Annotated in this window: 29 protein-coding genes; 11 read left to right on the top strand and 18 right to left on the bottom strand. The window is 68.7% G+C overall.

All coding sequences use genetic code 11. The features are described from left to right. Positions 1 to 69 precede the first annotated feature (69 nt). On the bottom strand, positions 70 to 1,215 hold the full coding sequence (locus ACFTS5_RS33770) for an acyl-CoA dehydrogenase family protein (RefSeq protein ID WP_378639328.1): 1,146 nt from the start codon (positions 1,213 to 1,215) through the stop codon (positions 70 to 72). A gap of 112 nt (positions 1,216 to 1,327) precedes the next feature. Further along, entirely contained in the window at positions 1,328 to 1,888 is a 561-nt protein-coding gene (locus ACFTS5_RS33765) for a hypothetical protein (RefSeq protein ID WP_378639326.1), read from the bottom strand. A 425-nt stretch (positions 1,889 to 2,313) separates the two neighbouring features. Between ACFTS5_RS33765 and ACFTS5_RS33760 the strand changes: the two genes are divergently transcribed. Further along, complete coding sequence (locus ACFTS5_RS33760) at positions 2,314 to 3,606, top strand: hypothetical protein (protein WP_378639323.1); 1,293 nt, start codon at positions 2,314 to 2,316, stop codon at positions 3,604 to 3,606. Between the two features lie 60 nt (positions 3,607 to 3,666). Here ACFTS5_RS33760 and ACFTS5_RS33755 read toward each other — a convergent pair whose 3' ends face one another. The 10 genes from ACFTS5_RS33755 to ACFTS5_RS33710 form a co-directional block, all read right to left on the bottom strand. Next, positions 3,667 to 5,211, bottom strand: a complete 1,545-nt coding sequence (locus tag ACFTS5_RS33755) for an AIM24 family protein (RefSeq protein WP_378639321.1) — start codon at positions 5,209 to 5,211, stop codon at positions 3,667 to 3,669. A gap of 88 nt (positions 5,212 to 5,299) precedes the next feature. Continuing rightward, on the bottom strand, positions 5,300 to 5,857 hold the full coding sequence (locus tag ACFTS5_RS33750) for a GNAT family N-acetyltransferase (protein WP_378639318.1): 558 nt from the start codon (positions 5,855 to 5,857) through the stop codon (positions 5,300 to 5,302). Further along, positions 5,854 to 6,831, bottom strand: coding sequence for an ABC transporter substrate-binding protein (locus ACFTS5_RS33745; protein ID WP_378639316.1), 978 nt, complete (start codon positions 6,829 to 6,831; stop codon positions 5,854 to 5,856). Before ACFTS5_RS33745 ends, ACFTS5_RS33750 begins: the two co-directional genes overlap by 4 nt. 75 nt (positions 6,832 to 6,906) lie before the next feature. Next, on the bottom strand, positions 6,907 to 7,995 hold the full coding sequence (locus tag ACFTS5_RS33740) for a FecCD family ABC transporter permease (RefSeq protein WP_378639314.1): 1,089 nt from the start codon (positions 7,993 to 7,995) through the stop codon (positions 6,907 to 6,909). Continuing rightward, entirely contained in the window at positions 7,992 to 8,804 is an 813-nt protein-coding gene (locus ACFTS5_RS33735) for an ABC transporter ATP-binding protein (protein ID WP_378639312.1), read from the bottom strand. The genes ACFTS5_RS33740 and ACFTS5_RS33735 overlap by 4 nt, the downstream gene beginning before the upstream one ends. Continuing rightward, positions 8,801 to 9,748 (bottom strand): hypothetical protein, encoded by a 948-nt coding sequence (locus ACFTS5_RS33730; protein ID WP_378639309.1) that lies wholly within the window; start codon positions 9,746 to 9,748, stop codon positions 8,801 to 8,803. The genes ACFTS5_RS33735 and ACFTS5_RS33730 overlap by 4 nt, the downstream gene beginning before the upstream one ends. Before the next feature lie 5 nt (positions 9,749 to 9,753). Continuing rightward, complete coding sequence (locus ACFTS5_RS33725; protein ID WP_378639307.1) at positions 9,754 to 11,058, bottom strand: MFS transporter; 1,305 nt, start codon at positions 11,056 to 11,058, stop codon at positions 9,754 to 9,756. Positions 11,059 to 11,092: 34 nt separating this feature from the next. Next, entirely contained in the window at positions 11,093 to 12,133 is a 1,041-nt protein-coding gene (locus ACFTS5_RS33720) for a PLP-dependent cysteine synthase family protein (protein ID WP_378639304.1), read from the bottom strand. After that, on the bottom strand, positions 12,130 to 12,957 hold the full coding sequence (locus ACFTS5_RS33715) for a hypothetical protein (RefSeq protein ID WP_378639302.1): 828 nt from the start codon (positions 12,955 to 12,957) through the stop codon (positions 12,130 to 12,132). The genes ACFTS5_RS33720 and ACFTS5_RS33715 overlap by 4 nt, the downstream gene beginning before the upstream one ends. Beyond that, complete coding sequence (locus ACFTS5_RS33710; RefSeq protein ID WP_378639300.1) at positions 12,954 to 14,210, bottom strand: ATP-grasp domain-containing protein; 1,257 nt, start codon at positions 14,208 to 14,210, stop codon at positions 12,954 to 12,956. The genes ACFTS5_RS33715 and ACFTS5_RS33710 overlap by 4 nt, the downstream gene beginning before the upstream one ends. Positions 14,211 to 14,311: 101 nt before the next feature. Here ACFTS5_RS33710 and ACFTS5_RS33705 point away from each other — a divergent pair, with 101 nt between their 5' ends. Together ACFTS5_RS33705 and ACFTS5_RS33700 are read left to right on the top strand one after the other, a co-directional pair. Continuing rightward, positions 14,312 to 15,019 carry a hypothetical protein gene (locus ACFTS5_RS33705; RefSeq protein WP_378639298.1) on the top strand — a complete coding sequence of 236 codons (708 nt, stop codon included), beginning with the start codon at positions 14,312 to 14,314 and terminating at the stop codon, positions 15,017 to 15,019. A 65-nt stretch (positions 15,020 to 15,084) separates the two neighbouring features. Beyond that, the gene (locus ACFTS5_RS33700) at positions 15,085 to 16,509 is read left to right on the top strand and encodes an amidase (RefSeq protein ID WP_378639296.1); all 1,425 of its coding nucleotides are present in this window, start codon (positions 15,085 to 15,087) and stop codon (positions 16,507 to 16,509) included. Positions 16,510 to 16,556: 47 nt separating this feature from the next. On the opposite strand, the gene ACFTS5_RS33695 is transcribed toward ACFTS5_RS33700, so the two are convergent. Then, positions 16,557 to 16,787 carry a hypothetical protein gene (locus ACFTS5_RS33695; protein ID WP_378639293.1) on the bottom strand — a complete coding sequence of 77 codons (231 nt, stop codon included), beginning with the start codon at positions 16,785 to 16,787 and terminating at the stop codon, positions 16,557 to 16,559. A 212-nt stretch (positions 16,788 to 16,999) separates the two neighbouring features. Further along, the gene (locus tag ACFTS5_RS33690; protein WP_378639291.1) at positions 17,000 to 17,440 is read right to left on the bottom strand and encodes a MarR family winged helix-turn-helix transcriptional regulator; all 441 of its coding nucleotides are present in this window, start codon (positions 17,438 to 17,440) and stop codon (positions 17,000 to 17,002) included. An 80-nt stretch (positions 17,441 to 17,520) separates the two neighbouring features. On the opposite strand from ACFTS5_RS33690, the gene ACFTS5_RS33685 reads away from it, so the two are divergent. From ACFTS5_RS33685 to ACFTS5_RS33665, 5 genes are all read left to right on the top strand, one after another. Then, complete coding sequence (locus ACFTS5_RS33685; RefSeq protein ID WP_378639288.1) at positions 17,521 to 17,895, top strand: cupin domain-containing protein; 375 nt, start codon at positions 17,521 to 17,523, stop codon at positions 17,893 to 17,895. A gap of 133 nt (positions 17,896 to 18,028) precedes the next feature. Beyond that, entirely contained in the window at positions 18,029 to 18,901 is an 873-nt protein-coding gene (locus ACFTS5_RS33680) for a metal ABC transporter substrate-binding protein (protein ID WP_378639285.1), read from the top strand. Then, a complete protein-coding gene (locus ACFTS5_RS33675) occupies positions 18,898 to 19,632 on the top strand; it encodes a metal ABC transporter ATP-binding protein (protein ID WP_358116468.1) in 735 nt (244 codons plus the stop codon). Before ACFTS5_RS33680 ends, ACFTS5_RS33675 begins: the two co-directional genes overlap by 4 nt. After that, entirely contained in the window at positions 19,629 to 20,513 is an 885-nt protein-coding gene (locus ACFTS5_RS33670) for a metal ABC transporter permease (protein WP_378639283.1), read from the top strand. The genes ACFTS5_RS33675 and ACFTS5_RS33670 overlap by 4 nt, the downstream gene beginning before the upstream one ends. A 53-nt stretch (positions 20,514 to 20,566) precedes the next feature. After that, the gene (locus ACFTS5_RS33665; RefSeq protein ID WP_378639280.1) at positions 20,567 to 20,905 is read left to right on the top strand and encodes an MmcQ/YjbR family DNA-binding protein; all 339 of its coding nucleotides are present in this window, start codon (positions 20,567 to 20,569) and stop codon (positions 20,903 to 20,905) included. A gap of 30 nt (positions 20,906 to 20,935) precedes the next feature. Here ACFTS5_RS33665 and ACFTS5_RS33660 read toward each other — a convergent pair whose 3' ends face one another. Beyond that, positions 20,936 to 21,367, bottom strand: coding sequence for a hypothetical protein (locus tag ACFTS5_RS33660; protein WP_378639278.1), 432 nt, complete (start codon positions 21,365 to 21,367; stop codon positions 20,936 to 20,938). Positions 21,368 to 21,453: 86 nt separating this feature from the next. Between ACFTS5_RS33660 and ACFTS5_RS33655 the strand changes: the two genes are divergently transcribed. Together ACFTS5_RS33655 and ACFTS5_RS33650 are read left to right on the top strand one after the other, a co-directional pair. Continuing rightward, entirely contained in the window at positions 21,454 to 21,996 is a 543-nt protein-coding gene (locus tag ACFTS5_RS33655; protein WP_378639275.1) for a YaeQ family protein, read from the top strand. Positions 21,997 to 22,096: 100 nt separating this feature from the next. After that, positions 22,097 to 22,999, top strand: coding sequence for an alpha/beta hydrolase fold domain-containing protein (locus tag ACFTS5_RS33650; protein ID WP_378639272.1), 903 nt, complete (start codon positions 22,097 to 22,099; stop codon positions 22,997 to 22,999). 6 nt (positions 23,000 to 23,005) lie between these two features. On the opposite strand, the gene ACFTS5_RS33645 is transcribed toward ACFTS5_RS33650, so the two are convergent. Next, positions 23,006 to 23,587, bottom strand: a complete 582-nt coding sequence (locus tag ACFTS5_RS33645; RefSeq protein WP_378639270.1) for a TetR/AcrR family transcriptional regulator — start codon at positions 23,585 to 23,587, stop codon at positions 23,006 to 23,008. Between the two features lie 89 nt (positions 23,588 to 23,676). Here ACFTS5_RS33645 and ACFTS5_RS33640 point away from each other — a divergent pair, with 89 nt between their 5' ends. Continuing rightward, entirely contained in the window at positions 23,677 to 24,714 is a 1,038-nt protein-coding gene (locus ACFTS5_RS33640) for a beta-ketoacyl-ACP synthase III (RefSeq protein WP_378639267.1), read from the top strand. On the opposite strand, the gene ACFTS5_RS33635 is transcribed toward ACFTS5_RS33640, so the two are convergent. Both ACFTS5_RS33635 and ACFTS5_RS33630 read right to left on the bottom strand, forming a co-directional pair. Further along, positions 24,711 to 25,223, bottom strand: coding sequence for a DUF1990 family protein (locus ACFTS5_RS33635; RefSeq protein ID WP_378639264.1), 513 nt, complete (start codon positions 25,221 to 25,223; stop codon positions 24,711 to 24,713). The two genes, ACFTS5_RS33640 and ACFTS5_RS33635, sit on opposite strands and share 4 nt — an antisense overlap. A 28-nt stretch (positions 25,224 to 25,251) precedes the next feature. After that, entirely contained in the window at positions 25,252 to 25,581 is a 330-nt protein-coding gene (locus ACFTS5_RS33630; RefSeq protein WP_378639262.1) for a hypothetical protein, read from the bottom strand. Between the last annotated feature and the right edge of the window lie 184 nt (positions 25,582 to 25,765).

Genomic DNA, 25,765 nt, shown 5'->3' with positions numbered 1-25,765 from the left:
CCCCAACAGCGAAAACCGGCCGTGAACAGGTGTTCACGGCCGGTCGGGATCACCGATCGAGCTGGAGTATCACAGGCTCCGGGCGATGATCTCCTTCATGATCTCGTTGGTGCCCGCGTAGATCAGCTGGACGCGGTTGTCGACCCACATGCGGGCGATCGGGTACTCGTTCATGTACCCGTAGCCGCCGAACAGCTGCAGACAGGTGTCGGCGATCTGCATCGCCTTGTCGGTGGTCCACCACTTCGCCATGGCGACGGTGGGGATGTCGAGTTCGCCGCGGATGTGCTTCTCGACGCAGTCGTCGATGAACACGCGCGCGATGCGGGCCTCCGTGGCGACCTCGGCCAGCTTGAACTTGGTGTTCTGGAAACCGAACACCGGACGGCCGAACGCCTCGCGCTCCTTGGTGTAGCGCAGCGTGTGGTCGAGGGCGACCTCCATGCCCGCGACCGCGCCCATCGATACGATCAGGCGCTCCTGGGGCAGCTGCTGCATCAGCTGGATGAAGCCCTGACCCTCCTGGGTGCCGAGCAGGTTGGTCACCGGGACGCGCACGTCCTCGAAGAACAGCTCGGAGGTGTCCTGGCCCTTCTGGCCGATCTTGTCGAGCACGCGACCGCGACGGAACCCTTCGCGATCGGCCTCGACCAGGACCAGCGAGACGCCGGAGGCGCCCTGGGTGGGGTCGGTCTTGGCGACCAGGATGATCAGGTCGGCCTGTGCGCCGTTGGTGATGAAGGTCTTGGAGCCGTTGATGACGTACTCGTCACCGTCACGGATCGCCTTGGCCTTGACGGCCTGCAGGTCGGAGCCGGTACCGGGTTCGGTCATCGCGATGGCGCCGACGACCTCGCCGCTGGCCATCTTGGGCAGCCAGTGCTTCTTCTGCTCCTCGGTGCCGTAGGCGAGCACGTAGTGGGCCACGATGCCGTTGTGCAGGCTGACGCCCCACGAGGTGTCTACCGCGCGGGCCTGCTCCTCCATGAGCACGGCCTCGTGCGCGAAGGTGCCGCCACCGCCGCCGTACTCCTCGGGGATCGAGATGCACAGCAGGCCGACTTCGCCCGCCTTGTTCCACAGGTCGCGGTCGACGTGGTGCTGCTCGCGGTACTTGTCGATGTTGGGGACAAGTTCCTTGGCCATGAACGCACGGGTCATGTCACGCAGGGCGTCCAGGTCCTCGTTCATCCAGCTGGACCGATTGGCGGCCATCGAGTCTCCTTGTTCGGCTCGGCACAGCACCGGCCCAGGCGTGACCGGTGGTTACGGACACCAGTGTGCCGCAGTATTGGCGTCGTGACAATAGTGCTGCCGAAATGGCCTCTCACCAGCGCATCATGGGTAACGGTGAGAATGGATGGATGAGCGCGCGCCGGACCGTCAGCTCCACCAGCTTGAGGTGGAAGCCGCTGTCGGGGTACCGGCGCATCAGCGCGGAGTAGGCCGCGTAGGGCAGTCCGTAGCGCCGCGCGCCGAACGTCACATCGATCAGATCGGCTCGCCGGAACAGCTCCACCGGATCGGTCGCGCCCCCGGCCGGGCGCACACGGTGGTGGTCGCGGATCATCTCGGTGACGAGCTCAGCGATGTCCTCCCGGTCGTGCGTGATCAGCCAGTCGCCCGCCAGCGCGCACGACGGTTCGAGATAGTCGAAGGTGCACGCTGCCCAGATGCCGAGATCGTGGAAGGTCGCCGCGGTGCGGAACTCCTCGCGCGAACTCGGCGGCGGCCCCGGCTCGCCGCTGCGGGCGAACAGGAGATCGGCTGAGCGCAATACCCGCAGCACATGATGGAAATAGGCCTTGCGGTCGGCGCCGAGCCGGGCGGTCCACGGTTCGAGTCGTTCGGCGATCGCCTGGTCGAGTTCGCTTGTGTGCTCGGTCAATTCGTCACTCCGAAGTAGATCTCACGGGCGTGTGCGACCCCCCGGCACCCCCGAACCAACCCTAGGTGTCCACGGCAAGCGCCGCCGGGCGAAACGGAGTTTCACTCGCACCGCTCGGCTACGCGGTAGGGCGGCGTGCGAACAGTGCGCCACAGCGGCCCGGTCGGGTTGTCCGCGAGCGGTGTTCGGCAACGGTCGGGCACCGAACTGCCGGAAACTCGGGCCCGGGCGGCGGCGGGGGATTATCTTCGCTGATCGAGTGTCCGACCGAAATTGTTGGGCGTGTCGCGCGCGGCGCGCCGTGTTCGGGGAGCCGTGTAGGAGCATCGGTTTCGCGCTCGAGGGTATATCGACTAAGAATGGCCTGTGCCGTTCACACCTGTGGTCACCTGCCTGCCTTCGCGCGCCCGGGGCGGTGGTCTGGCATGACGATCGAATCCGGTCTCGAGGACGACGTCAGCCAGCTCGCCCAGCGAGTCGAACGTGCCCGCGGGCGTCTCGCTTACCAATTCGATCCGGCCCTCACCGACGCGCTCTCCGAAGACGAGCTGCGCGCCGAACGCGAACTCGCCGAACGCATCCGTGAACAGGATCGCGAACAGCGCTGGAAGCACACCCAGGCGATGGCGTCCGCATCGGACCGCAGCCGACAGACCACCGAAGCGATCGAGAAGGCCGACATGCGAGATCTGCTGCTCGCCAGGAAGGCGATGGCGTCCCAGCGTCGCGAATCGAGCCCGCACGCGAAGCTCGCTTCGCTGTACCGGCACCGGTCGTGGTCGCTGAAGGCACTGGCCGGCGTGGTCGGCGCGGGCATGCTGTGGTCCGCGGTGAACGTGCAGCAGAACATCGCGCCCGGTGGGCCGAGCGATCCGCTGTTCTGGTTCAGCTACCTGCTCGAAGCGATGATCAGCGTATGTCTGATCATCATCATGGTCGGCACGAACAAGGTCGCCGAGTGGGGCGTGATCGACAACCGCCGCCAGGTCGCGCTCGCCGAGCTCGCGCTGCTGGGGCTCACCGTCACCCTCAACACCTATCCCTACGTGCGGGAAGGGCGCTGGTACGACGTTGCCGTGCACGCGGTCGCGCCGGTGATGATCGGTGTCGCGCTACTGATCCACGACGCGGTCAGCGCCCGGTACGGCTTGGCCATCACTCGCGCGACCAGCCAGGTCAGGGACCTGCCCGATCCCGCCGACAACATCCTCGGCCGCCAGGCCTCCGAGGGTATCCGCCTCACCTACACCCCGCCGATGACGGGCGCGGCGCGCGCCGAGGCGATCGCTGCCACCGAAACGGCCGCGACCACGCCGATCACCCGTGAACCCGCCTGGACTCCCCCCGAGCCGGTCACCAACGGCAACGGCCGCTCGCCGGAGAAGCGCAAGCGCTTCGGCATCGGCAAGCCGTCTTCCGCGGACAAGGCCACCGCGAAGAAGTCCGCTCCCGCGCCCGTGGTGGCACCGGAGCCCGCCAAGGAGCCGGTCAAGCCGGAGCCGGCCACCGATTCGGTTCCCGCCGCCCGCAAGAGCGCCATCTCCGATATCGAGGCCCGGGTCGAAAAGGCGTTCGCCGAAGCCAATTTCGGCTACGAGGCGATCGAGCCGACCAGCATCTACGACACCGGCCAGTTCCGCATCGCGGAGAGCCTGGAACAGGAACTCAACGACATGCGTGAGGCCCGCCGCCAGGCCCGCAAGGAGCGCGCGAACTAGCAGGAAGGACAAAGGCCGATACCCGCGACTGCGCGGGTATCGGCCTTTTCCGTGTTCGGGTCAGCCGAAGATGCTGCCGCCGGTGCCCGCTTGCTGGCCGCCGCCGGTGCCGCCGATGAGGCCGCCCGGGGGAAGTTCGGAGGGCTGGACGATGACGAAGCCGCGGCCGGAGAAGGCGAGGGTGCTCGCTTCGCCGGTGCTGCGGCCCATCAGGCGACCGAGGCCGAAGGAGTCGTTGCGCTTGATGCCGGTCTGCAGGCTCGACGACCACGCTACGGCGGCGTTGGGGTCGGCGTAGGTGGCCTGGTCGACGGTGAGGACGACCGGGGTGCCGTGGGTGGTGATGGCGATGCGGCCGCGGCCGGTGAAGACGCAGTTGAACAGGCCCGCGTTGGAGGCGTAGCCCGCGGCGCCCTGGACGCGGCCGATGTCGTAGCGCAGCGTGGAGTCGAAGGCGAGCACGTTGGCGCCGTTGATGGTGAGTCCGTCGGTGCCGTCGAGGTCGATGATGTGCACGTCGGCGGCGCTGTTGGCCAGGAACAGGTCGCCGCGGCCGGTCACCTTCATCAGCGGCACGCCTTCGCCGGTGAGGTGCTGGCGGATGGCGCGGCCGATGCCGCCGGAACCGAGCGCCTCGAACTTCAGGTCACCCTGGTAGGCCACCATGGACCCGGACCGCGCCATCACCTCCCCGTTCATGCCGACCTTCACCATCTTGCCGCCCTGCTTCTGGATACCGAGGCCGTTGACCTCGGCATGCGAGGGGTCGAACAGGTCGCTGTGCACGGGCTGGGCTCCTTGCTGAGATGCATACGTCGGCTGTTGAGCGGGTCCGCCGGGTTGTCCGTAGGCGGGTGGCGGGTAGGGCGGTGGGGGCGCTGCTGGGTAGGCAGGTGCGCCCGGCGGGGGTGCGGCCGGGTAGCCGGATGGCGTCCCCGGCTGACCGGGAACAGGGGGTGCCCCAGGGGGCGGCGCGAATCGGCCGGGTGGCATCGGGGCGTGGGAACCGGGAGGCGGCGGCGGGTGACCTGGGCCGGGTGCACCTCGGGAGTCGCCGGCAGTGCCCGCCACGGCACCGGAATTGCCCTGTGCCGCAGCGGGTGCGGGGTCGTCGTCGAGGTTCACTCCGTAGGCCGATGCGATACCCGCGAGCCCGTCGTCGTACCCCTGGCCGATCGCGCGGACCTTCCACGCGTCGTTGCGGCGATAGATCTCCACGCACACCACACCGCTTTCGGTGGTGAGTCCGGGGATCGGGAAAGTCAGTGCGGTGGAGCCGGATTCGATGGTGGTGGTCAAGGTGCCGACGGCGGCGAACGTCGCGGGTCCACGGCCGTCGAGGCTCGCGGTGACCACCACCTTGTCCACATCGGCGGGCAATGCCGAGGTCTGCACGCCCACCACGTCGGGTCCGCCGTTGCCGTGCCGGTACACCACGCCCGGCCCGGTCGGCTGATTGAAGAAGACGAAGTCGGCGTCGGAGCGCACCTTGCCCGCCGCGTTCACCAGCAGGGCCGACACGTCGACCGACGCCGAACTCGCGACCGTGACGGTCAGTTGATCACCGGGCGCGGGCCGGTTCTCGCCGGGAGCCAGCGCGGTCACGACACAGCACCCGAACGTCGCGCGATTCGCAAGTGTTCCACGCGTTCGATAGTGCCGTGTATGCCGTCACCGCGCCAGCGACGACCCGTCAGCCCGGCTGTTCACCGCCGCGATCCAGCGGAATTTCCAGGTGCACCGTCTGGAAGCCGTCGTGTGGTCCTCGGGCGTCGTACACGATGTGGCCGAAGGTCAGCCAGAATTCGAGCGCACCGGGTGTCCGGGCGTCGGTGTGCAGGTACAGCCGCTCGAAAGCCGGGGTGGCGCGTACGTGCGCGACCGCCGCGGCGACCAGCCGGGTGGCCAGTCCGCGTCGATGGTGCTCGGGCCGCACATAGACCCGGAACAGCTGCGCGGTGGTCTCGTCGGGGTATCGGCGCGTGAGCTCGGCCGGATGTGGGGGATGCGCGGGCCCCTGTGCCCGGATCGCGGTGGTACCGACGATGACGCCCTCGTGCTCGGCGACCCACAGCCGGTGGCGCGGATGCCGCAGATACGCGGTGTCCGGGTCGATCACATCCTGGTGGTATTCGGGCAGATAGCCGATGCCGAACACCTGGTAGAAGGTGTCGAGCATGACGCTGCGCGCACCCGCGAGATCAGCGGTGCCTGCCTCACGGACGAGGTAGCCGGTGGTGGTGGCGGTCATCGCAGCTGCGCCAATTCGCGGTCGAGTACTTCCAGACCCTCGACGGCTACCGGCCCCGGGCCGGTGTAACCGAAGGGCGCCACGATGATCCGGTTCTCGCGGATCGCGCGCAGCCCGGCCAGTTCGGGACGTTGGCGCAGGGCGGCGCGCACCGAGTCGGGTGTCTGGTCGCCCTGGGTGAGCAGGATGATCACGTCGGGGTCGGCGGCGATGAGTGTTTCGGTGTTGGCTTCGAAGTTGCGCTTGTCGATCTGGCCGTAGATATTGCCGAGACCGAGGATCTTCAGCTGTTCGTGGACGGTGCTCTTGGCACCGTAGGCCTTGAGCTGGGCGCCGTCGCGCGACAGGATCAGCGCGGCGGCGGGACGGGGAGTCGGTGTGCCACTGTGCCGTTCGGTCACCGCCTGTACTCGCCGCTTCAGTGTGGTGACTTCGGCGTCGGCCGCGTTCTCGGTGCCGAAGAGCTTTCCGTAGAGGGTGATGTCGGCGAAGACGTCGTCGAAGGTGCCCGCCGCGTCGCGGCAGTAGCCGCGGGTCACGATCAGCGGGATGTTCACCTGGGCGAGGTCGTCGGGGGTCACCGAGAGCCCTTCGACGCTCACGACCAGGTCGGGGGACCGGCTGATGATCTCCTCGCGGGCGAGTTCGGCGGTGGGCGCGGTGATTTCGATGCCCTGCAATGCCTCGCCGTACTGGCCGGGGAAGGCAGCGGCTTCGAAGGTGCGGGTGACGATGCGGTCCGCGGCGCCCGCGGCGGCGATCAGCGGTGCGGCGATGGAACCGACCGTGACGACGCGCTGTGGGGGCGAGGAAAAGGTGACGTCGCGACCGCAGCTCGAGATCGTCAGCGGGAAACCGCTTGCCGAGGGTGCGGTGGCGGGAGCTGTTGTGCCGCAACCGGTAACGATCGCACTGGTGAGTAGGGCGAGTACGGGAACGGCGGAGCGGCGGGCGGAGATGACACGGGTGAACACGGTGTGGGTCCTCATCAATCGGTGGCGGGGATCGACCGGTCGTTGTGACCGGGGCACAGGGGTGGAGTGCGGGATTCAGGACTCGCCGGTCGCACGGAAGCGGCGGATCAGGACGAGTAGCAGCGGGGCGCCGACCGCGGCGGTGACGATGCCGATCGGCAGTTCGCGTGGTGCGAAGACGGTGCGCGCGGCCACATCCGCGATCACCAGGAAGAGCGCGCCGATCAGCGCACTGACCACCAGTAGGTTCCGGTGTGTGCCACCGGTACACAGCCGGGCCACGTGCGGCACGATCAGCCCGACGAAGCCGATCGCCCCGGCGACGGCGACCACCGCGCCGACCGCGAGTGCGACGATCAGCAACGCCCACAGCCGAATTCGGTTCGGTGCGATGCCGAGCGTGCGCGCGGTGTCGTCACCGGCGGCCAGTGCGTCCAGCCGGGGTGCCATCAACAGCACCGCGACCAGTGCCACCGCGACCACGGCGACGGTGGTCGCCACCGAGGACCAGGCGGCAGGCGCGAGCGAGCCGAGCAGCCAGAACAGCACGGTGCGCGCGCCTTCGGGCCGGTCGGAGGCGAAGATCAGGAAGCTGGTCGCGGCCGAGAAGATGTAGCCGATGGTGACCCCGCCGAGCAGCAGCCGCAGCGAGGTGAGCCGGCCGTTGATCCGCGAGATCACGAACAGCAGCGCGGTGGCGACCAGCGCGCCGATGAACGCGCTCGCCGCGAGGGCGGTGGCAGTGGTCGCCGCGGCGACCCCGAACAACAGATACACCGCGGCGCCGGTCGACGCGCCCGAGGTGACGCCGAGGATGTGGGGGTCGGCGAGCACGTTGCGCACGATGGTCTGCAAGACGGCGCCGGTGATCGCCAGGGCGGCGCCCACTAGTGCGCCGAGCAGCACGCGCGGTACCCGCACCAGCCAGACGATGGAGTCCTGGGCGGCGCTCCAATCGACGGATACCGGGTGACCGAAGACATGGTGGCCGATGATCCGCGCCACGGTGCCCGGCGGGACGGCGACCGGCCCGAGCCCGGCCGCGACCACCAGCGTGCAGGCGAGCGCGATGGTCAGCGCGGTCGTCAGCAGCAGTGCGCGGCCGCGGTGGCGGGCGTGGTCGAGGTCGTCGATGGCCGGATCGGCCACCAGGGTCGCGGTCATGTCGTGGCCGCCTCTCGGGTCTCGGACGGAGATGTTGTGGCGGGCGGTTCGGTAGCCGGGCCGAAGAGGAGCTGGACAGCGCCGAAGGCCGACGTTCGGCGGACGGGGATCTTGTAGACGGGTTCGAGGATCCGCGGGGTCAGGACCTCGGCGACAGTGCCTGCGGCGGCGACGCGCCCCTGGTCGAGCAGGACGAGGCGGTCGCAGTAGCGGGCGGCCAGGTTCAGCTCGTGCAGCACCACGATCGTGGTGGTCGTGGTGAGATCGCGGACCAGGGTGAGCAATTCGTGCTGGTAGCGGACGTCGAGGTGGTTGGTCGGTTCGTCGAGGAGCAGGTGGTCGGCCTGCTGGGCGAGTGCTCTGGCGATCAGGACGCGCTGGCGTTCGCCGCCGGAGAGCGTCGCGAAACGGCGGTCGGCCAGCGCCCGCGCCCCCACGTGTTCGAGCGCGGCCGCGGCGGCGATCCGGTCGGCGCGCGAATACCCCTGGAACGCACCGACCCACGGCGACCTGCCGAGCAGCACGGTCTCGGCCACGGTGACCGGCGTATCCGGCGGCGCTTCCTGTGCGACGACGGCGAGGCGACTCGCGAGCTCGCGCCCGCGCAGCCGCTCCACCGGCACCGTATCGATGACAACGGATCCGCCGGCCGGGCGCAGCGCCCGATACATCAGCCGCAGCAGCGTGGACTTGCCCGAACCGTTGGGGCCGATCAGTCCGAGCGTGCTGCCGGGTTCGACCCGGAAGCTGATGTCGTCGAGGGTGATTCGGCCGTCGTAGGTGAAGCGGATCTGGTCGACGGTGATCATCGCGGAGAGCTCTCTGTTCGGGGAATCGTCGTCAGGTGTGGGTGATCGACGGTGGGAGCGCGCTGTACGCCGGGTCGCCACGAGTGATGCACCGCCACCGAGCAGGCGAAGGCGGCGCAGATCTCGTGCGCGGCGAGGACTTGCTCGCGCAGACGTGGATCGTTGTCGGCGAGCAGGATTCCGGTGGTCGTGCCGCTGTGGGCGACGACGACTCCGGCCGCGCCGATGGCGCGCGCTGCCCGGATGGTCGCGTCCAGATGCGGACGGTCACGCGATACGGCGCTCAGTACGGCGCTGCGGGTGGACACCGCGCCGATCGCGGCGATGTCACCGTGGGTGATCGCCGGGCCGAGTTCGCCGAGCAGCCTGTCGAATTCGCGCTTGTCGGCGGCGCTGAAACCGGGTTCGCCCCGGTTGAATTCGACGGTGTCGACCGACCCGCCCTCGTCGCCGGTGACGATCGTCAGTGCCGGGAGGGTGCCGAGGCGGGCGAGTAACCGCACCTCGCGATGGAAATAGGCGACGGTGCCCGGGTACATGACGCCGTCGGACGGTTCGATGGCGCGCAGGTCGGCTTCGAGTTCCGCGACGGGCACCGAGCGGCCCTCGGCGTCGGCGACCGCGCGGGCGGTGGCGACGAGGTCGGCGGTGGAGCTGGCCAGCCCCTTGCCTTCGGGAAGTTCGCTGTGCAGGGTGAGTCGCCCGCCGCGCAGCACACTCGATCTGCCGACCATCCCGCTCGCGAGTCGCGCCGCCTTCGACTTGCCCTCGGGCACCACGTCTATGCGGTCGCCGCCCGGCTCGAAGACGGCCACCGTGCCGCGCCGAATGGGGAGCGTGACCAGGAAATGCCGATTCTGTTCGGTGACGCCCTGCAGCAATTCGCCGCAGCTTCCGTAGGCGCGGCCGACACCGATTCCCGGCGTGGCGAGGTCAATGGTCATCGGAGTCATCGCCTTTCGCTGGGGGTGTGGTCGTCGGTGACCGGTGCGGGTTCGGGCTGGAGCGCTGCGGGGCCGGGCAGCAGGTTCCGGCGGTGTAGCCGCAGCAGCGCGAGGGCCGACAGCAATCCGGCCGCGGCGCACAGCAGCGAGGGCGGCCAGCTCAGGGGGCCGCCGGTGTGGTCGAGGACCGCGCCGGTGATCGAGGTGGCGACGACCGTGAAGAGGCCGGACGCCAGATAGAACGCGCCGAAATAGGTTCCGGTCAGCCGAGTTCCGGCGAATCGGCCGATCGCCTCGTTGACGAAGGGTTGCACCGCGGTCACGCCGATCGCGAGCAGCACCGCGGCCGCGACCACCGGGGCAATCCGGATCGCTGTGCCCGCCACGCTGTTTCCCTCGACCGGCACAACCCCCGCGATGGCGGGAGGCAGCAGGAACGCGGTGCCCATGACAGCCATCCCGAGCGCCATCGCGGGCCCGCGCTGTGGTCTGCGCGCCAGCACCGTGGTGACCCGAACCTGGAGCGCCACCACGGCGATCGTCTCGACCACGAACAGCGCCGCCACCGCCGCCGGACCGTGACCGGGCCCGGCACTGTCCTGCGCTTGGAGGGTGAACAGGAAGTAGATCTGGCTCTGCAAAGCGAACATCGGCATCAGCGCGATGGTGAACGCCCAGAATCGGCGATCGGTGAACACCGTCGCGAAGTCGGCACCGACCCCACCCTCGTGCGCGGGCACCGGTCGCGCGGGCAGCAGTAGCCATTGCACCACGGCCAGCACCGCGAAGATCGCGGCCGCGACCAGGGCCGATATCCGGAATCCCGCCGCTATCAACACGGTGCCGAGTACCGGTCCGATCGCGGAGCCCGCATTGCCGAAGACGTTGAACAGCGCGAAGGCCTGCGCCGAATGCGCACCGCTGTCCCTGGCGATGAACGCGCGGACCGCCGGATTGAACAGTGCCCCCGCGAAACCGGTGAGCACCGAGGCCGCCAGCACCACCGGCAGCGAACCACCGACGGCGAACAGCGCGAAGCCGAGTGCCCTGATCGCCAGGCCGACCATGATCACGCCGCGGGCGCCGAGCCGGTCGGCCGCCGAGCCGCCGACGAGGAACAGACCCTGCTGGCTGAGATTGCGCACCCCGAGCACGATTCCGACCACGGCCGCCGACAGCGCGAGGTCGTCGAGGAGGTAGTCGGCCAGAAACGGTACGAGGAGATAGAAACCGATATGGCCCACAAGATGATTCACGAGCAGTAGCCGTACGGCCCCCGGTAGCGCGCGGAAGGTGTCGATGCCGTTCATCTGCCGGTTCCGGGCCGGAAAGCCGTTGCGGTGCTCACGCGCTCACCTCGGCGGCAGGGTCGCGGACGATCGAACATCGGCCCCAGCCGAGCACCTCGGCGCTGTCCGGGGTGGCGATCGTGGTGGGTTCGAGGGCGGGCGCGCGGAAAAGGCCGTTGGTCCGGCACCAGTCGTCGTTGTAGATGGTGCCCAGGTAGCGGTGTGGCCCGTCGGGGAACACGGTCAGCACGCGGGCGCCGGGTTCGCGCTCGGCGAACCAGCCCGCGACCAGGGCGGCGGCGCCGGTGCTCCAGCCGCCCGCGATGCCGGTGGCCGCCGCGACCCGGCGACACGACGCGACCGCCTCGGCGGCGTCGACCCAGTGCACCTCGTCGAAGTCGGCGTAGGCGACATTGCGGGGCAGGATGCTGCTGCCTAGACCGCGCATGAGCCGGCGGCGATCTGGTTGGCCGAAGATCCGGGAGCCGACGGCGTCGACCCCGATCACCCGCAGCCGGGGCCACCGTGTGCGCAGGACCCGGGCGAGCCCGGCGCAGTGCCCGCCGGAACCGATCGAGGCGACCAGCACATCGACGCCGTCGACCTGGGCGAGGATTTCCTCGCCCATCGCCTGATAGCCGCCCGCGTTGTCGGGGTTGTCGTACTGGTCGGGCCAGTACGCGCCCGGTGTGGCGGCGAGCAACGCGGCCAGCCGATCCAGCCGGGCCTGCTGCCAGCCACCGGTGGGGTGCGGTGCGGTGACCACGTCGAGCGGGATCTGAAACGCCGAGAACAACGCGCGGAGATCGGGTTCCAGCTCGTCGTCGACCACCAGCAGCACCGGATGGCCCAGTGCCTTGCAGGCCAGCGCCAGGCCGAGTCCCAGAGTGCCGCTGGTGGATTCGATGATCGTCGCGCCCGGCGCGAGCTCGCCTCTCGCCGCAGCGGCGCGCAACATCGACACTGCCGCACGGGCTTTCATGCCCGCCACGCTCGCTGCCTCGAGCTTCGCTGTGTACCAGCTGTTTCCGGACGGAATGGGCACGGCGGGCGTGCCGCCGATCAATTGCAGAAGCGCGGGTTGTGGGGACGTCATGACAGCTCTCGATAGGTGACGACGGCGCTCGGCCCGCCGTCGAGGGAGAAGAACGGGTAGGGCTCGGCCGAGACCGCGTGCACGCCCGCGCCGAGGAACCAGGGCAGCACCGCGCTGCCGGTCTGGGCGAACAGGACCAGCGGCAGGCCGCGCCGGTTCGCCACGGCCCGGAATTCGTCGAATGTCTCGTTGCCCAGCGACATTCCGGTGACCAGCAGCGCGTCGTAGTCCGACGGAGCGTCGGCGACCGATTCGAAGACCGGCTCACCCCATTCGGTGACGCCACCGGCGAGGTCGCACGGTAGATACGAGATGGCACGCGCCCGCAATTCGGCGAGCAGCGAACCGACAACGCCCACCACCAGCACCCGCGACACCCCGGCGGGCAGCAGGTCGACGACGGTGCTCGCCCGGCGGCGTGACTTCGTGAGCGAGGTCGGCCCCTCGATCACCACCTGCTCGCCCCGCACGCCGCCCGCGTGTGGATGCGGACGCACGTGCATCAGATAGGCATCGAGCGCGGCGATGCGGACCGCGGGTACGGGATGCTCGAGCAGCTCGTCGATCGTCGCCGCGACACAGCTGTCGACCAGATCGTCGGTGGCAGTGCCGGGTTCGAGACCGCACGAGCCCACCGCCGCGCCGACCCGCAGGCTCAGCACCTCGTTGCGGTATCCGCGAGAGCGGCCCGCGTGCCGGGTGCCGTAGGCGGTGCGAAACGCCGTGGACGCGTGCAGGGTTGCCGGTTCGGGTCCGAGCGTGCCCCGGCGCGCCCACGTGATGAGCTCGGCGACGGAGTCGGGGCGCACGGCGGACTCGATCATCGCGCACCGTCGAGGTCGAAACGGAGATCGGCGATCAACCGCTGTGCGAGATCGCCGGTGGTGCGGTGCGTGTCGTCCACCACCATGACGTGACCGAGATAGGTGTTGTTGTCGGTCGCGGGACGCACCTCGGTGCCGGGGTCCGCCAGTTTCCGCTCCACGATTCTGGGGTCCGCCGCCCAGTTCTGTGCTCCGTCCACCGTGGTCAGCAGGCCGGTATCCGTCGGAACCGCGAATGCGACGGCCGCGCTGGCGATACCGGTCTCCCGGGGTGTGACGTCGGGCTTGCCACCCGCGACAGCGTCGGCGTGCACGGCGGTGAGGTCGATTCCGGTGACCCGTCGCACCAGTTCGGTGATGCGATTCCCGGCGGGGCGGGGGTTCACCTCGATCAGGCGGGGGCCTTGCGCGCCGAGTTTGACCTCGGTGTGGGCGACGGTCGCGTCGAGCCCGAGGGCGGTGATCGCCGCGACTGCCAGCTCGGCCACCGCGGTGGTATCGCCGGGCTCGAGGGCCGCGGGGAACATGTGGCCCGACTCGATGAAGGCGGGGGAGCCGGTGATCCGTTTGTCGGTCACTCCGATCACCGTCGTCTGCCCGGCGACGGTGACGGTTTCCACGCTGAATTCCGGCCCGTCCACACACTCTTCGAGCAGGATGCTCGGTGAGCGGTGCTGTCCTCGGGCGTTGATCGGGAATCCGGCGATGGCGTCCACCGCGACGCGCAACTCGGCCTCGTCGCAGACCCGGCGCACGAACATCCCGCCGCAGAGGTCGACCGGCTTGACCACCAGTGGATAGCCGAGTTCGGCTGCGGCGCGCACGATCCCATCCCACTCCCGCGCGACCGCGAAGGCGGGACCGGCGACACCGGCGGCACGGCAGATCAGCCGGGTCCGGTGCTTGTCGCAGGCGTCGGCCACCGCGGTCCGGCCGGGCCCGGGCAAGCCGAGGTCGGCGGCGATCGCGGCGACGGTCGGCAGGTAGTAGTCGCACGAGGTGAGCACACCGTCGAAACCGAATGCCGCCTGCAGTTTTCGCACGTGGGGCAGCAGTGCCGACTCGTCGTTGGTCTCGGCGGTGAACACGTTGGCCGCCCCGAGCAGGGGGTGCGGCAGAGGTGTTCCCGCCCGCAGGTAATGCCCGAGATCCCGGGTCAGAAAGCTGAATTCGTGGCCACTGTCCTTGATTCCCGCCGGGAGCAGGGTGCTCATCGAACCGACCCAGCTCTCCACCATCAACAGGTGTCCCACATGTCCTCCAACCCTCGAGCAAGATGCTAATGATAACCATTTTCGTTAGGATTGCGATAGTCGAGCACTTCGCTCGACTGGAATCCGATGAGGAAACACCTGTGTTCTCGAGTAAATTCGTTGTGCCCCTTGCGCTGTCGATCGCCGCGCTGACTGTCTCGGCGGGGACTGCGCAGGCGCAGCCCGGCGCTGTCGACCAGCCGGTCTCCTTCACCGCGCACGCCACCGACCACGCGTCGATCATCGAGATCGACCGTGGGTCGCTGACGGTGAACAACGGTGTGTTCGAGATACGCGATACCGCGGGCACGCTGGTCGCCGCGACGCCACTCACGTTCGCCGTCGATGACTTCCTGTTCCCCATCACGGCCCGCATCGACGGCCGCGCGGCCACTCTCACCCCCGAGCTGACGATGGCCGAGGCCGTCTACCGCCCGATCGCCCTGCCGTTCGAGGACAAGGCGCCGTGGAAGTCCGAATACGACCGGGAGCAGGCCGCCTGGTCGCGGATGACCAGCACCATCGGGATGGGCGCCAGCATCGGTACCCTCGTCGGCGGCCTCGGGGGCGCCGCGGTGGGTTGTGTGCTCGGCGGCATCGCCGGGGCAACGGTCGCCGCGGCCACGATCGTCGGGATGTTCGGCCCGTTCATCCCGGCCGCCGCGGTGGGCTGTCTCGGTGGTGTCCTCGCGATCGGTGCCCTCGGTACGGTGGCCGGGCAGATTCTGGTGACCGCGCCGGTGGCGGTCGGCGCGGTAGTCCAGTACCTCGCCACGATCAACCAGCCTTTCGTGGCTCCCGCCAAGTAGATCGCGGCCCCCGCGGAATCTCGTTACCGCTGCAAAGGGCCGACTCCTCGCATTACGCTGCGGATATGAGCTCTGCCGTGCACGGATTCACCGACGATGCCCTGGGAACGCTGGACGCGGTCGGTGTCGCCGCGGCGTTGCGCGCGGGGGAGGTGAGCCGGTCGGAGGTTCTCGAGGCCGCTGTCGCCAGGACGCGGCGGGTCGACCCGAGGCTGGACGCGGTGCAGATGACGTGTTTCGATCGCGCGGCGTCGACGCCCGAGACCGCGGGGGTGTTCGCCGGGGTGCCCGCGTTCGTGAAGGACAACACCGACATCGCGGGGCTGCCCAGCTGCCACGGCTCGGCCGCGTTCACGCCGCGTCCGGCCACGGTCACCAGCGGTCCCGGCGCGCAGTTCCTGCACTCGGGCGTGATCGTGCTCGGTAAATCGACGCTGCCGGAATTCGGGCTCACCGCGAGTACCGAATTCACCGATCGCGCGCCGACCCGCAATCCGTGGAATCCGGAGTACTCGGCGGGCGCCTCCTCGGGCGGTTCGGCGGCGCTCGTGGCGGCCGGGGTGGTGCCGATCGCGCATGCCAACGACGGTGGCGGCTCGATCCGCATTCCCGCCGCGGCCAACGGTCTCGTCGGCCTGAAAACCACCCGAAACCGCCTGCTCGACCAGCCCGGTGCCCGCAAACTGCCGGTGCATCTGGTCGCCGAGGGTGTGGTCACCCGCTCGGTCCGCGACACCGCGCACTACCTGGCCGCCGTGGAACGATTCGGTGCGAATCCGGCGCTGCCCCCGGTGGGTCTGGTCGAGGGGCCGAGTGCGCGACGGTTGCGGATCGGCCTGATCGCCGCCGATGTCCTCGGCCGGCCGGTGCACGCCGACAACGGCGCGGTCCTGGCCTCGGCGGCGAAGGTACTCGAAGGCCTCGGCCACGAGATCGTCGAGATGCGGCTGGATGTGGATCCGCGCTTCGTCGAGGACTTCAAGCAGTACTGGGCGGTGATGGCCGCGGCGATGGCGCTGTCGTTCCGGCTGGGGCACCGCGGGTACTTCGATGCGCGCAAGCTCGACCCGTTCACCACCGGTCTGATCGGGCTGGCCAAGCGCAATCCGCTCGCGGTGGCCGCGTCGACGTGGCGGTTGCGCGGGGGAGTCGCGGCCTACGACCGGCATTTCGCCGAGGTCGACGTGCTACTCACCCCGGTGCTCTCGCATCCCGCGCCGCGCATCGGCGAGCTCGCGCCCGGCCAGCCGTTCGACGCGCTGTTCGCCAAGCTCGCCGACTACGTCGGCTTCACCCCGCTCAACAATGTCGGTGGGGGACCTGGCATTTCGCTGCCGCACGGCCTGGTGCCCAGCGGCCTGCCCGGATCGGTCCAGCTGGCCGCGCGCCGTGGTGACGAGCGGACGCTGCTCGACCTGGCCTACCAGCTGGAAGCGGCGAGCCCGTTCCCGCGGATCGTCGATCGGGCCGCTGCCGCGGGTGCTGCCTGATCAGGGTGGTGTGCACCGCGCTGATCAGGCGCTCGTCACCGCGTTGATCAGTTGTTGCGCGCCGCGACATTGATCGGGCGCAGCCGTCCCGGGCTGTCGGTGCCCGCGTCGAACGCCCAGTGCTCGCCGTCCCAGTCGGGGTAGGCGGCGCGCCAGCGATCCACGAGGCGGGCGTCCTCGAGCGAGGCGACCACGCCGGCCGAACCGGTGTACTGCAGCCGCTCGTACTTGTGCCGAGTGACGGTGTCGATTGTGGGAACGGTGACCAGGGCTGACATTGACCCTCCGGGATCGAGACGAACGGTGACGTGACGAGTGCGCTACCCGGACCGTCGGCCCGGGTGCTGCGGTGGCGCGTCACCGCTCGATCCGAGAGTATGCCGCTCGCCGTGACACCGCGCAGGTTTTGAAAATCCAGTTCTTCGGATTGTTGGGTACCCGTTATGCACATCGTCGGTTTGCAAGATTTGGTTACGGCGGTGGTGGCGGTTCACCAGCTCGGGCGGACCCGCCCCGGGGTGACGACACGACCCAGCGCCCTGCTGACCTGGGTGAGAGTGGTCGCGCCGAGGGTGTCCGACCAGTTCTGAGTGAACTCGGCGAGGGCGGCGTCGGCGGCTCGCGTGCACGCCCAGCCGCGCTCGGTGAGGGTGATCAGGCGGGCGCGCGCATCGCGCGGGTGTGGATTGCGATCGGCGTAGCCCTTGGTGACCAGCTCGTCGACCAGCTGGCTGGCTGCCTGTTTGCTGACGCCGAGGTGGTCGGCGATCTCCCCGACCGTGGCGCCGTCGGGCGCCATGCGGACGAACGCGAAGCCGTGCGTCGGCCGGATGTCGGTGAATCCCGCCGCGGCGACCCTGGCGTGCACCGCCTGGGTTACCTCGGCCGCTGCCGCGAGCAACAGGAGGGGGAGGTCTGCGTTCGCGGGCACGGCAGTCATTCTGGCACTTGACACAATAGTCAACATACTTGACTATATAGACAAGTTGCTTGACCTTATGGAGGTTTCGAATGCCGGTGATCCGTTCCGCGGACGCGCAGGTGCACGAGGTGCACAACGCCCGCTTCACGTCCCTCGTCCGACCCGGCACCGGCAGTGCCGAGCTGTGCGTCTGGCAGACCGAGGTTCGGGCAGATTCGGTCGGCGTGCCCCATCGCATCCTGGGTGAGGAGGCGTTCGTTGTGCTGTCGGGCGAGGTGACGATGACGATCGACGGCGAATCCACGCCGATGAAACCCGGTGACGCGGCGGTCGCGCCCGCCGGTTCGATGATCGCCCTCGCGAACTCGGCCGACGAGATCGCCAGGCTGCTGGTGACTGTGCGGGTCGGCTTCGCGGCCGAGCTCCCCGACGGCTCTACCTTCACCCCGCCCTGGGCATCCTGAGCCGTCCTCGCGACTGTTTCAAGCCCAGAACTTGAAAGTTCGGGTACCCGAACAATATAATTCCGGAATGAGGGTTGGGTTCTACCGTTCGCCGGCGCGCCGCCGGGTACTTGCGGCATGTGTTCTGAGTGTCATGGCGTTCGCGCTGACCGCCTGCGGTGGGATCACCTCCGATGACGACGGGAAGAAGGTGGTTCTCACCACCTTCACGGTCCTGGCCGACATGGCGCGGAATGTGGCAGGCGAGCATCTGCGGGTCGAATCGATTACCAAGGTGGGGGCTGAGATCCATGGGTACGAGCCGACGCCGGGCGATATCAAGAAGGCCGCCAAGGCTGATCTGATCCTGGACAACGGGCTGAACCTCGAGGCCTGGTTCACCCAGTTCGTCGCCGACCTCGATGTGCCGCACGCCGTGGTCAGCGAAGGGGTGGCGCCGATGGACATCAGCGAGGACGCCTACCAGGGCAAGCCCAATCCGCACGCCTGGATGTCGCCGGTGAACGCGCAGATCTACGTCGACAACATGGTCCGCGCGTTCACCGATCTCGACCCCGAACACGCCGACGCCTACCGTGCCAACGGTGATGCCTACAAGACGCAGCTCGGCGCCGTGCGCGACGATCTCGTCGCCGCGGTGAACACCCTGCCCGCCGGCCAGCGCGCCCTGGTCACCTGCGAGGGCGCGTTCTCCTACCTGGCTCGCGACGCGGGGCTGACCGAGAAGTACATCTGGCCGGTCAACGCCGAACAGCAGGCCACCCCGCAGCAGATCGGCTCGACCATCGACTTCGTTCGCCAGCGCGGCGTGCCCGCCGTGTTCTGTGAATCGACGGTGTCGGACGCGCCGATGCAACGCGTGGTCGAGGCGTCCGGTTCACGGTTCGGCGGCGTGCTCTATGTCGACTCGCTCTCCGAGGCCGACGGACCCGTCCCGACCTACCTGGACCTGATCCGCCACGACGCGAAGACCATCGCGACCGCACTCGCCGGAGTCTCGAAATGACCGCACCGGTTGTCGAAATCCAGGACGTGACAGTCCACTACGGTGATGTGCTCGCTCTCGACACTGTCGAACTGACCCTGAAATCGGGCCGGGTGTGCGGGCTGATCGGTATGAACGGCTCGGGCAAATCGACGCTGTTCAAGACCGTGATGGGACTGGTCACGCCCGATCGAGGCCGGGTGCTGATCAACGGCCGCCCCCCGGCCGCCGCGCGCAAGGCGGGCAGTCTCGGTTACGTGCCGCAGTCCGAGGATGTGGACTGGAGTTTTCCGCTGTCGGTGCGCGATGTGGTGATGACCGGGCGCTACGGGAAAATGGGGTTCACCCGCCGGGCGAGCAAGGCCGACCGCGCCGCCGTCGACGCGGCGCTGGCCCGCGTCGAGCTCACCGACCTGGCCGACCGGCAGATCGGGCAGCTGTCGGGTGGTCAGAAGAAGCGCACGTTCGTGGCGCGGGGCATCGCCCAGGAGGCCACGATCCTGCTGCTCGACGAGCCGTTCGCCGGTGTCGACAAGCGCTCCGAGGCGACCATCACCGCGCTGTTGCGTGAGCTCGCCGCCGACGGGGCCACCATCCTGGTGTCCACCCATGATCTGCACGCGTTGCCCCAATTGGCTGACGAGGCAGTGCTGTTGAACCGCCGGGTGCTCGAGCACGGCGACCCCGATGTGGTGTTGCGCCCGGAGAACCTGGCCAAGGCCTTCGGCCTGGATGTGGACGGAGACCGATGAGCCTCGAGGAATTCTTCATCGATCCGCTGCGCTACGAATTCATGGTGCGCGCGCTGGCCACCACGGTCACCGCCGCCGTGGTCTGTGCGGTGCTGTCGTGCTGGCTGGTGCTGATCGGCTGGTCGCTGATGGGTGACGCGGTGTCGCACGCCGTGCTGCCCGGTGTGGTGCTGGCCTACATCGTCGGCTGGCCGTTCGCTGTCGGCGCGGTGATCTTCGGGTTCCTCGCGGTGGCGTTGATCGGCGTGGTCCGCGATACGAGCCGGGTGAAGGAAGACGCCGCCATCGGCATCGTGTTCACCACCCTGTTCGCGTTCGGTTTGGTGCTGGTGTCGGTGACGCCGAGCCAGACCGACCTGAACCACATCGTCTTCGGCAACCTGCTCGGCGTGAGCCGCGGCGAGATGATCCAGATCATGATCCTGGCCGCCATCGTCCTGGTCGCCCTGGTCCTCAAACGCCGTGACTTCACCCTCTACGCCTTCGACGCCACCCACGCCCACGCCATCGGCCTCAACCCTCGCGTCCTCGGCACCGCCCTGCTGGCCCTGCTGGCCCTGACCTCGGTGGTCGCGCTGCAAGCGGTCGGCGTGGTGCTGGTGGTGGCCATGCTGATCATCCCCGGCGCCACCGCCTATCTCCTGACCGACCGCTTCTCCCGCATGCTCGTCATCGCCCCCACCATCTCGGTGCTGTGCGCGGTCACCGGCCTCTACATCAGCTACCACCTCGACACCGCCGCCGGCGGCATGGTCGTGGTGACCCAGGGCATCGCCTTCACCTTCGTCTACCTCTTCGCCCCCCGCCACGGCGTGATCGGCCGCCGGATCTCCGCCTCCCGCGCCCGGAAGACCGTCGCCACCCTCGGTGCTGTGGACTAGCGGTCCGCGGCGATGGATCCGATCGTGTCGGTGTGTGGTGTCAGGATGTGGGCATGAATGTCACCGGGGAGGACGTCCGCGCCTTCGTGCTGTCATTGCCGCAGACGGCCGAGCACTTCGCTTGGGGCATGCCGATTTTCAAGGTCGCTGGCAAGCTGTTCCTCACCCTGCCCGAGGACGAGACCTCGATGGCGGTCCGCTGCCCGATTCTCGACCGCGACGAACTGGTCCTCGCCGAACCCGGCAAATTCTGGATCGCCTCGCACGAGTCCGGTAACCCCTGGGTCCGCGTCCGACTGGCGGCACTCGACGATCGCGAGGAACTGGAAGCCATAGTCACCGACTCGTGGCGTCAGGCAGCCCCGCGGGCCTTGCTGGACGCGGACCAGTGAGCGCGAGACAGCTCGTCGGCCGCGAGGTTCTTACAGCACCGGCGTGATCGTGGCCTCGATCGTCTGGATGGCGTCCACCGGGATGACGAAGCTCTCGGTGATCTCCACGGTGGTCAGGCGGATATCGGCCACCCCGGCGTCGAGGAGGTAGTGGGTCGTGACCGTGTCGCCGGACTCGGACATGGTGAGGTCGCGAATGCCTTGGATCACGCGGTACTGGAGGCCGTTCTCCAAGTCGGCGCTCAGTTGCGGGCCCGAGTAGCCGGTTTGGAGGCCGGCCTCGACGCGGGTGGCGTCGGGGGCGAAGGGGACCGCGCTCGCGTCGTGGGAGACCAGGGCGTCGAGGTAGGCGCGGGCGATGGCCTGGCGGGGCGAGTCGGCCGCATTCGGTTCTGCCGCAACGGTTGCCGTGCCGAGTGCGAGGAAAACGGCGGCCAGAGCCGAAACGTGAGTGATTCTCATGTAGAGATGCTGGCGGTCCGGACCGGTCAGTGCAACCGGGTGCTCGCGACTAGGCGACGTCGCGGCCCGGTAGGGTCGGAGCTCCTATGGCACTCAGCGCAACACTGCACAACTTCGCCGTTCAGCTCGCCGATGTGGATCGGGGGGTGTACGAGGATCTCGAGTTGCGGGTTGCCCGGCACCCGTCGGAGACAGCCGAGTACATGATCACCCGGATCCTCGCCTACTGCTTGCAGTACGAGGAGGGGATCGTGTTCAGCGACGGCGGGATCTCGGCCACCGATGAGCCCGCGGTACAGGTTCGGGACATGACCGGCCGGACGACCGCGTGGATCGAGGTCGGCGCGCCCGACGCGGACCGTATTCACCGCGGGAGCAAACTCGCTGGTCGGGCTGTGGTCTATACCCACCGCGACCCGGCGAAGGTGCTCGCGCAGTACGCGGGCAAGAAGATTCACAACGCGGCGCAGATTCCGCTGGTCAGTTTCGATCGGGCGTTCATCGATGAGGCCGCGGGGCTGGTGGACCGTCGCAATACCGCCACCCTCTCGGTCACCGAGGGCGTGCTCTATCTGGACCTCAACGGCACCAGCTTGCGCACCGATGTCACCGAGCAGCCCCTCGGCTGAGGCCGGCACGGAGTAGCTTGGCTGGCACCGGTGACGCTCGGCCCGAGCGCTTGGACCGCACCGGTCTCGTCGTCGAGTGGAGGTCGCGGTGCCCGGTGTGATGAGTCGGTTCGTGATTCCGGGATTCCTGCGGGTCACCCGGCGCAACCGGAATTACGTCGATGCCGAGCTGGCCGCTGCGCACGTGCGCGAGCGCGGTCTGCGGCCCCTCGCCTACGGTCCGCCACGCAAACTCCGTGGTGTCGAGGTCTCGGTGGAGCACGACCGCGGCTGGCCGATCTACACGCTGACTCCGTCGGACGGGATCTCTCGCGGCGGCCTCGTGTACGCGCACGGTGGCGGGTGGGTGGGCGAGATCGCTTCGCAACATTGGCAACTCGCGGCCAGGATCGCCGCCCAGACGCATCTCGTCGTGACGGTCCCGATCTATCCGCTGATTCCGTTCGGCACCGCGGCGGAGGTGATTCCCCGCTTCGCCGAACTGGTCACCGCGGCCGCCGAGCGCTACGGTCCGACCTTCCTCGCCGGCGACTCCGCGGGCGGTCAGATCGCGCTGTCCACCGCGCTGCACCTGCGCGACGCGGGCCATATCGTGCCCCGCACGCTGCTGATCTCGCCCGCGCTCGACCTCACTCTCGAGAATCCCGAGATCGACGCGGTTCTGCTGCGTGACCCGTGGCTGGGTCGCGACGGTGGGCTGGTGTTCGGCCGGATGTGGAGCGGCGAACTCTCGATGAAGGACCCCCTGGTCAGCCCCCTGTTCGGCGACTTCGGCGGGCTGGGCCCGATCACCGTGTTCACCGGCACCGACGACATCCTGAACCCCGACGCCCGCCTGCTGGCGGCGAAGGCACGCGCGGCGGGCGTCGACCTCGACTATCAGGAAGAACCCGGACTCGTGCACGTCTACCCGCTGACGCCCAGTCCCGAAGGGGCGGCCGCCCGCCGCCGGATCATCGCCACGCTGCGCGCCGAACTCGATGCGGCACACAGCATCTCGTGAGACGGCTCACCGCTCGGTCAGGTGCACTTTGAACAGGATCGTCAGCTGAGTGACCGCCTGGTCGAACGGATGCGCCGACTTGAGCGCGCGGCTGTGCACGATCGTGCCCTCGATGGTGGTGAGCAGGAACCCGGCCAGCGACACCGCGGTCGACCGCTCGATCCCGGTGGCGACGATCCCGTCGGCGAGCCGGGCGGTCCATTCGGCGAACGCCTGGCCCGCGATGGACTGGACGGCGGGGTCGAGTTCGTCGAGAGCGGCCGCCATCATGAACGAGCCCGCGGTGTAGTCGGACTTCTCCAGCGGGGCGCGCCAGAAGGCGAGCAGATCGGTGAGCCACTGCTGGGTCGACGGCGCGGTCTGCAGGGCGTCCGCCATGGCGCTCACATGCGAGTACACCAGGCGCGCCACGATCCGTGCCGCTGTCTGCACCAATTCGCCCTTCCCGGAAGGGAAGTGCTGGTACAGCGAGTTGCGTGAGGTTCTGCTGCGCTCGAGTAGTTCGCTGAGGGAGGACGCGTGCACGCCGTGTTCCTGGACGGTGCTGATCGTGTGCTCGATGAGTCGGGCGCGTGGTCCGGCGGCCATCCGATCTTCTCCTACCCCTTGATTGAACCGATCGGTTCATGTTAGACCTATTCCTACGTGAACCGATCGGTTCATATGGAGAGGATGTCATGCCCACCCCCATTGCCACCGCGGTTCCGGTCACCCACGCGGGAATTCTCGGCCTCGGCGTGTACCGCCCGCGCCGTGTTGTGCCCAACTCCGAGATCGTCGACGCGATCGAGTCCTCGGACGAGTGGATCAAGACACGTTCCGGGATCGCCGCCCGGCACTGGGCCGAGCCCGACGAGACGATCGTCTCGATGAGTGTCGCGGCTGCTCGGGACGCGCTGACGGCGTCCGGGGTGAGCGCCGAGCAGATCGACGCGGTGGTGCTGGCGACGTCGTCGCAGATGGTGCTCGGTCCGTCGGCGGGCGCGGTGGTGGCGACCGAACTCGGTATGCACGACACCGCCGCGTTCGATATCTCCGCGGGCTGCGCGGGCTTCTGCTACGCGTTGGCCGATGCGGCGAATCTGGTGCGCTCGGGTCAGGCGCGGCAGGTGCTGGTGATCGGCGTGGAGCGCTTGTCGGATCTGCTCGACACCACCGATCGCGGGTGCGCGTTCATCTTCGCCGACGGTGCCGGTGCGGTCGTCGTCGGGCCGGCCGAGCAGGAGGGCATCGGCCCGGTCGCGTGGGGGTCGGATGGTGCGCGCACCTCGGCGATCAAGCAGGACAAGGACTTCCTGGAGTACTTCGCCGAAGTGGCCGCGGCAGAGGCCAGCGGCGGCACTTCGCAACGTCCCTACATCCGGATGAACGGCACCGAGGTCTTCCGCTGGGCCGTCACGTTCTTGGAGAAGGCCTGTCGTGACGCGCTCGACCACGCGGGTCTCACGGCCGACGACCTCGACGCGTTCGTTCCGCACCAGGCCAATATCCGCATCACCGACGCGCTGGTCCGCACCCTCGGCCTGCCCGACACCGTCGCCGTCGCGCGCGACATCATCGAAACCGGCAACACCAGCGCCGCCTCCATCCCGATGGCCATGGAACAGCTCCTGCGCTCCGGCGCCGCCGATGCCGGCGACACCGCGCTGCTACTCGGCTTCGGCGCCGGTCTGGCCTACGCGGGCCAGGTCGTTCACCTGCCGCCGATCGCCTAGTCCACCAGCGCGCGCAGGTATCGCCGACGGTAGAGGCGCTGTGCGACGAGAAGTGCCGGGAAGAGGGAGCGCCATGGTCCGGCCGGTGCCGGTCTCGTCAGGGAACGCAGAGTCAGCGAGACGGTGCCGGTCGAATCCCGGTGCACGACGAAGGCTTCCTCGCCGCTGACCGGATGACCGGGCAGGGTGCCGTAGGCGAAGCCGCACCGGTTCTCGGTGTCGATCACGGCGACTACGCGAACCGGTTCGTGGACGGAGACAGGTCCGCATCCCGCGCTGATCCGGTACTCCGCGTCCGTCGACACCGCGGCATCGGGGGCAACTCTGAAACCGCTGCGGCGCTTGATACCCCACCGCAGCACGGATTCGGACGCGGCCGTCCATCGAGGCTCACCGTGCCCGATCACCACGGTGGTGTCGAACCGGCGGAAGCCGGGAAATTCGCCGGTCCACAGATCGTCGGCGGGGCTGGTCGCGCCGGCTGGGGTGTAGGTGAGTCCCTGGTCCATGGTGTGACGATAGGCGTTGCTCAGGTCGTCACGCGTTCGCCTTCTCGCGCAGCGACCGCTGGGTGACCGGTACGGCGTAGGCCGCGCCGTCGCGGATGCCGAATTCGAAGCGGCAGGGGAACAGTGAGGGTAGGCCGGTCGCGCGTAGGTCGAAGTTCGCGGCGAGGGTTTGCATGGCCCAGTTCTGCAGCGAATCCGGGAGCTGCAGGGTGGTGCCGTCGACGCAGCACACATAGGCGTGGGTCTGTTCTCCGTCGACGGGCAGGGGGTTGCGCAGACCGACCGCGCCGATTTCCAGAATTCGTCCGGCGTTGTGGGAAGTAGCGACGCTCGGCAAATCCAACTCGATGTCGTCCATGCGGAAAACCGTAGCGCAGCAACTATTCAGGGAACACCTAAATCGCGTGGTCTTGACGAACTTCGCTGATGTCGCAAATGCGTGAAAGTGCGAGGTCTGTTCCCCGCGCCGCGGGGGGGGCCCGCGCCCCCCCCCCCCGGGCCCCCCCCCCCCCCGGGAGCCCCTAGCGCAACGCCGCAACGCC

It is taken from the genome of Nocardia sp. NPDC056952 (assembly GCF_042674185.1).
Lineage (GTDB): Bacteria > Actinomycetota > Actinomycetes > Mycobacteriales > Mycobacteriaceae > Nocardia.
Note: the sequence above shows the minus strand (reverse complement) of the source record. Positions and strands in the feature narration are given on the sequence as shown.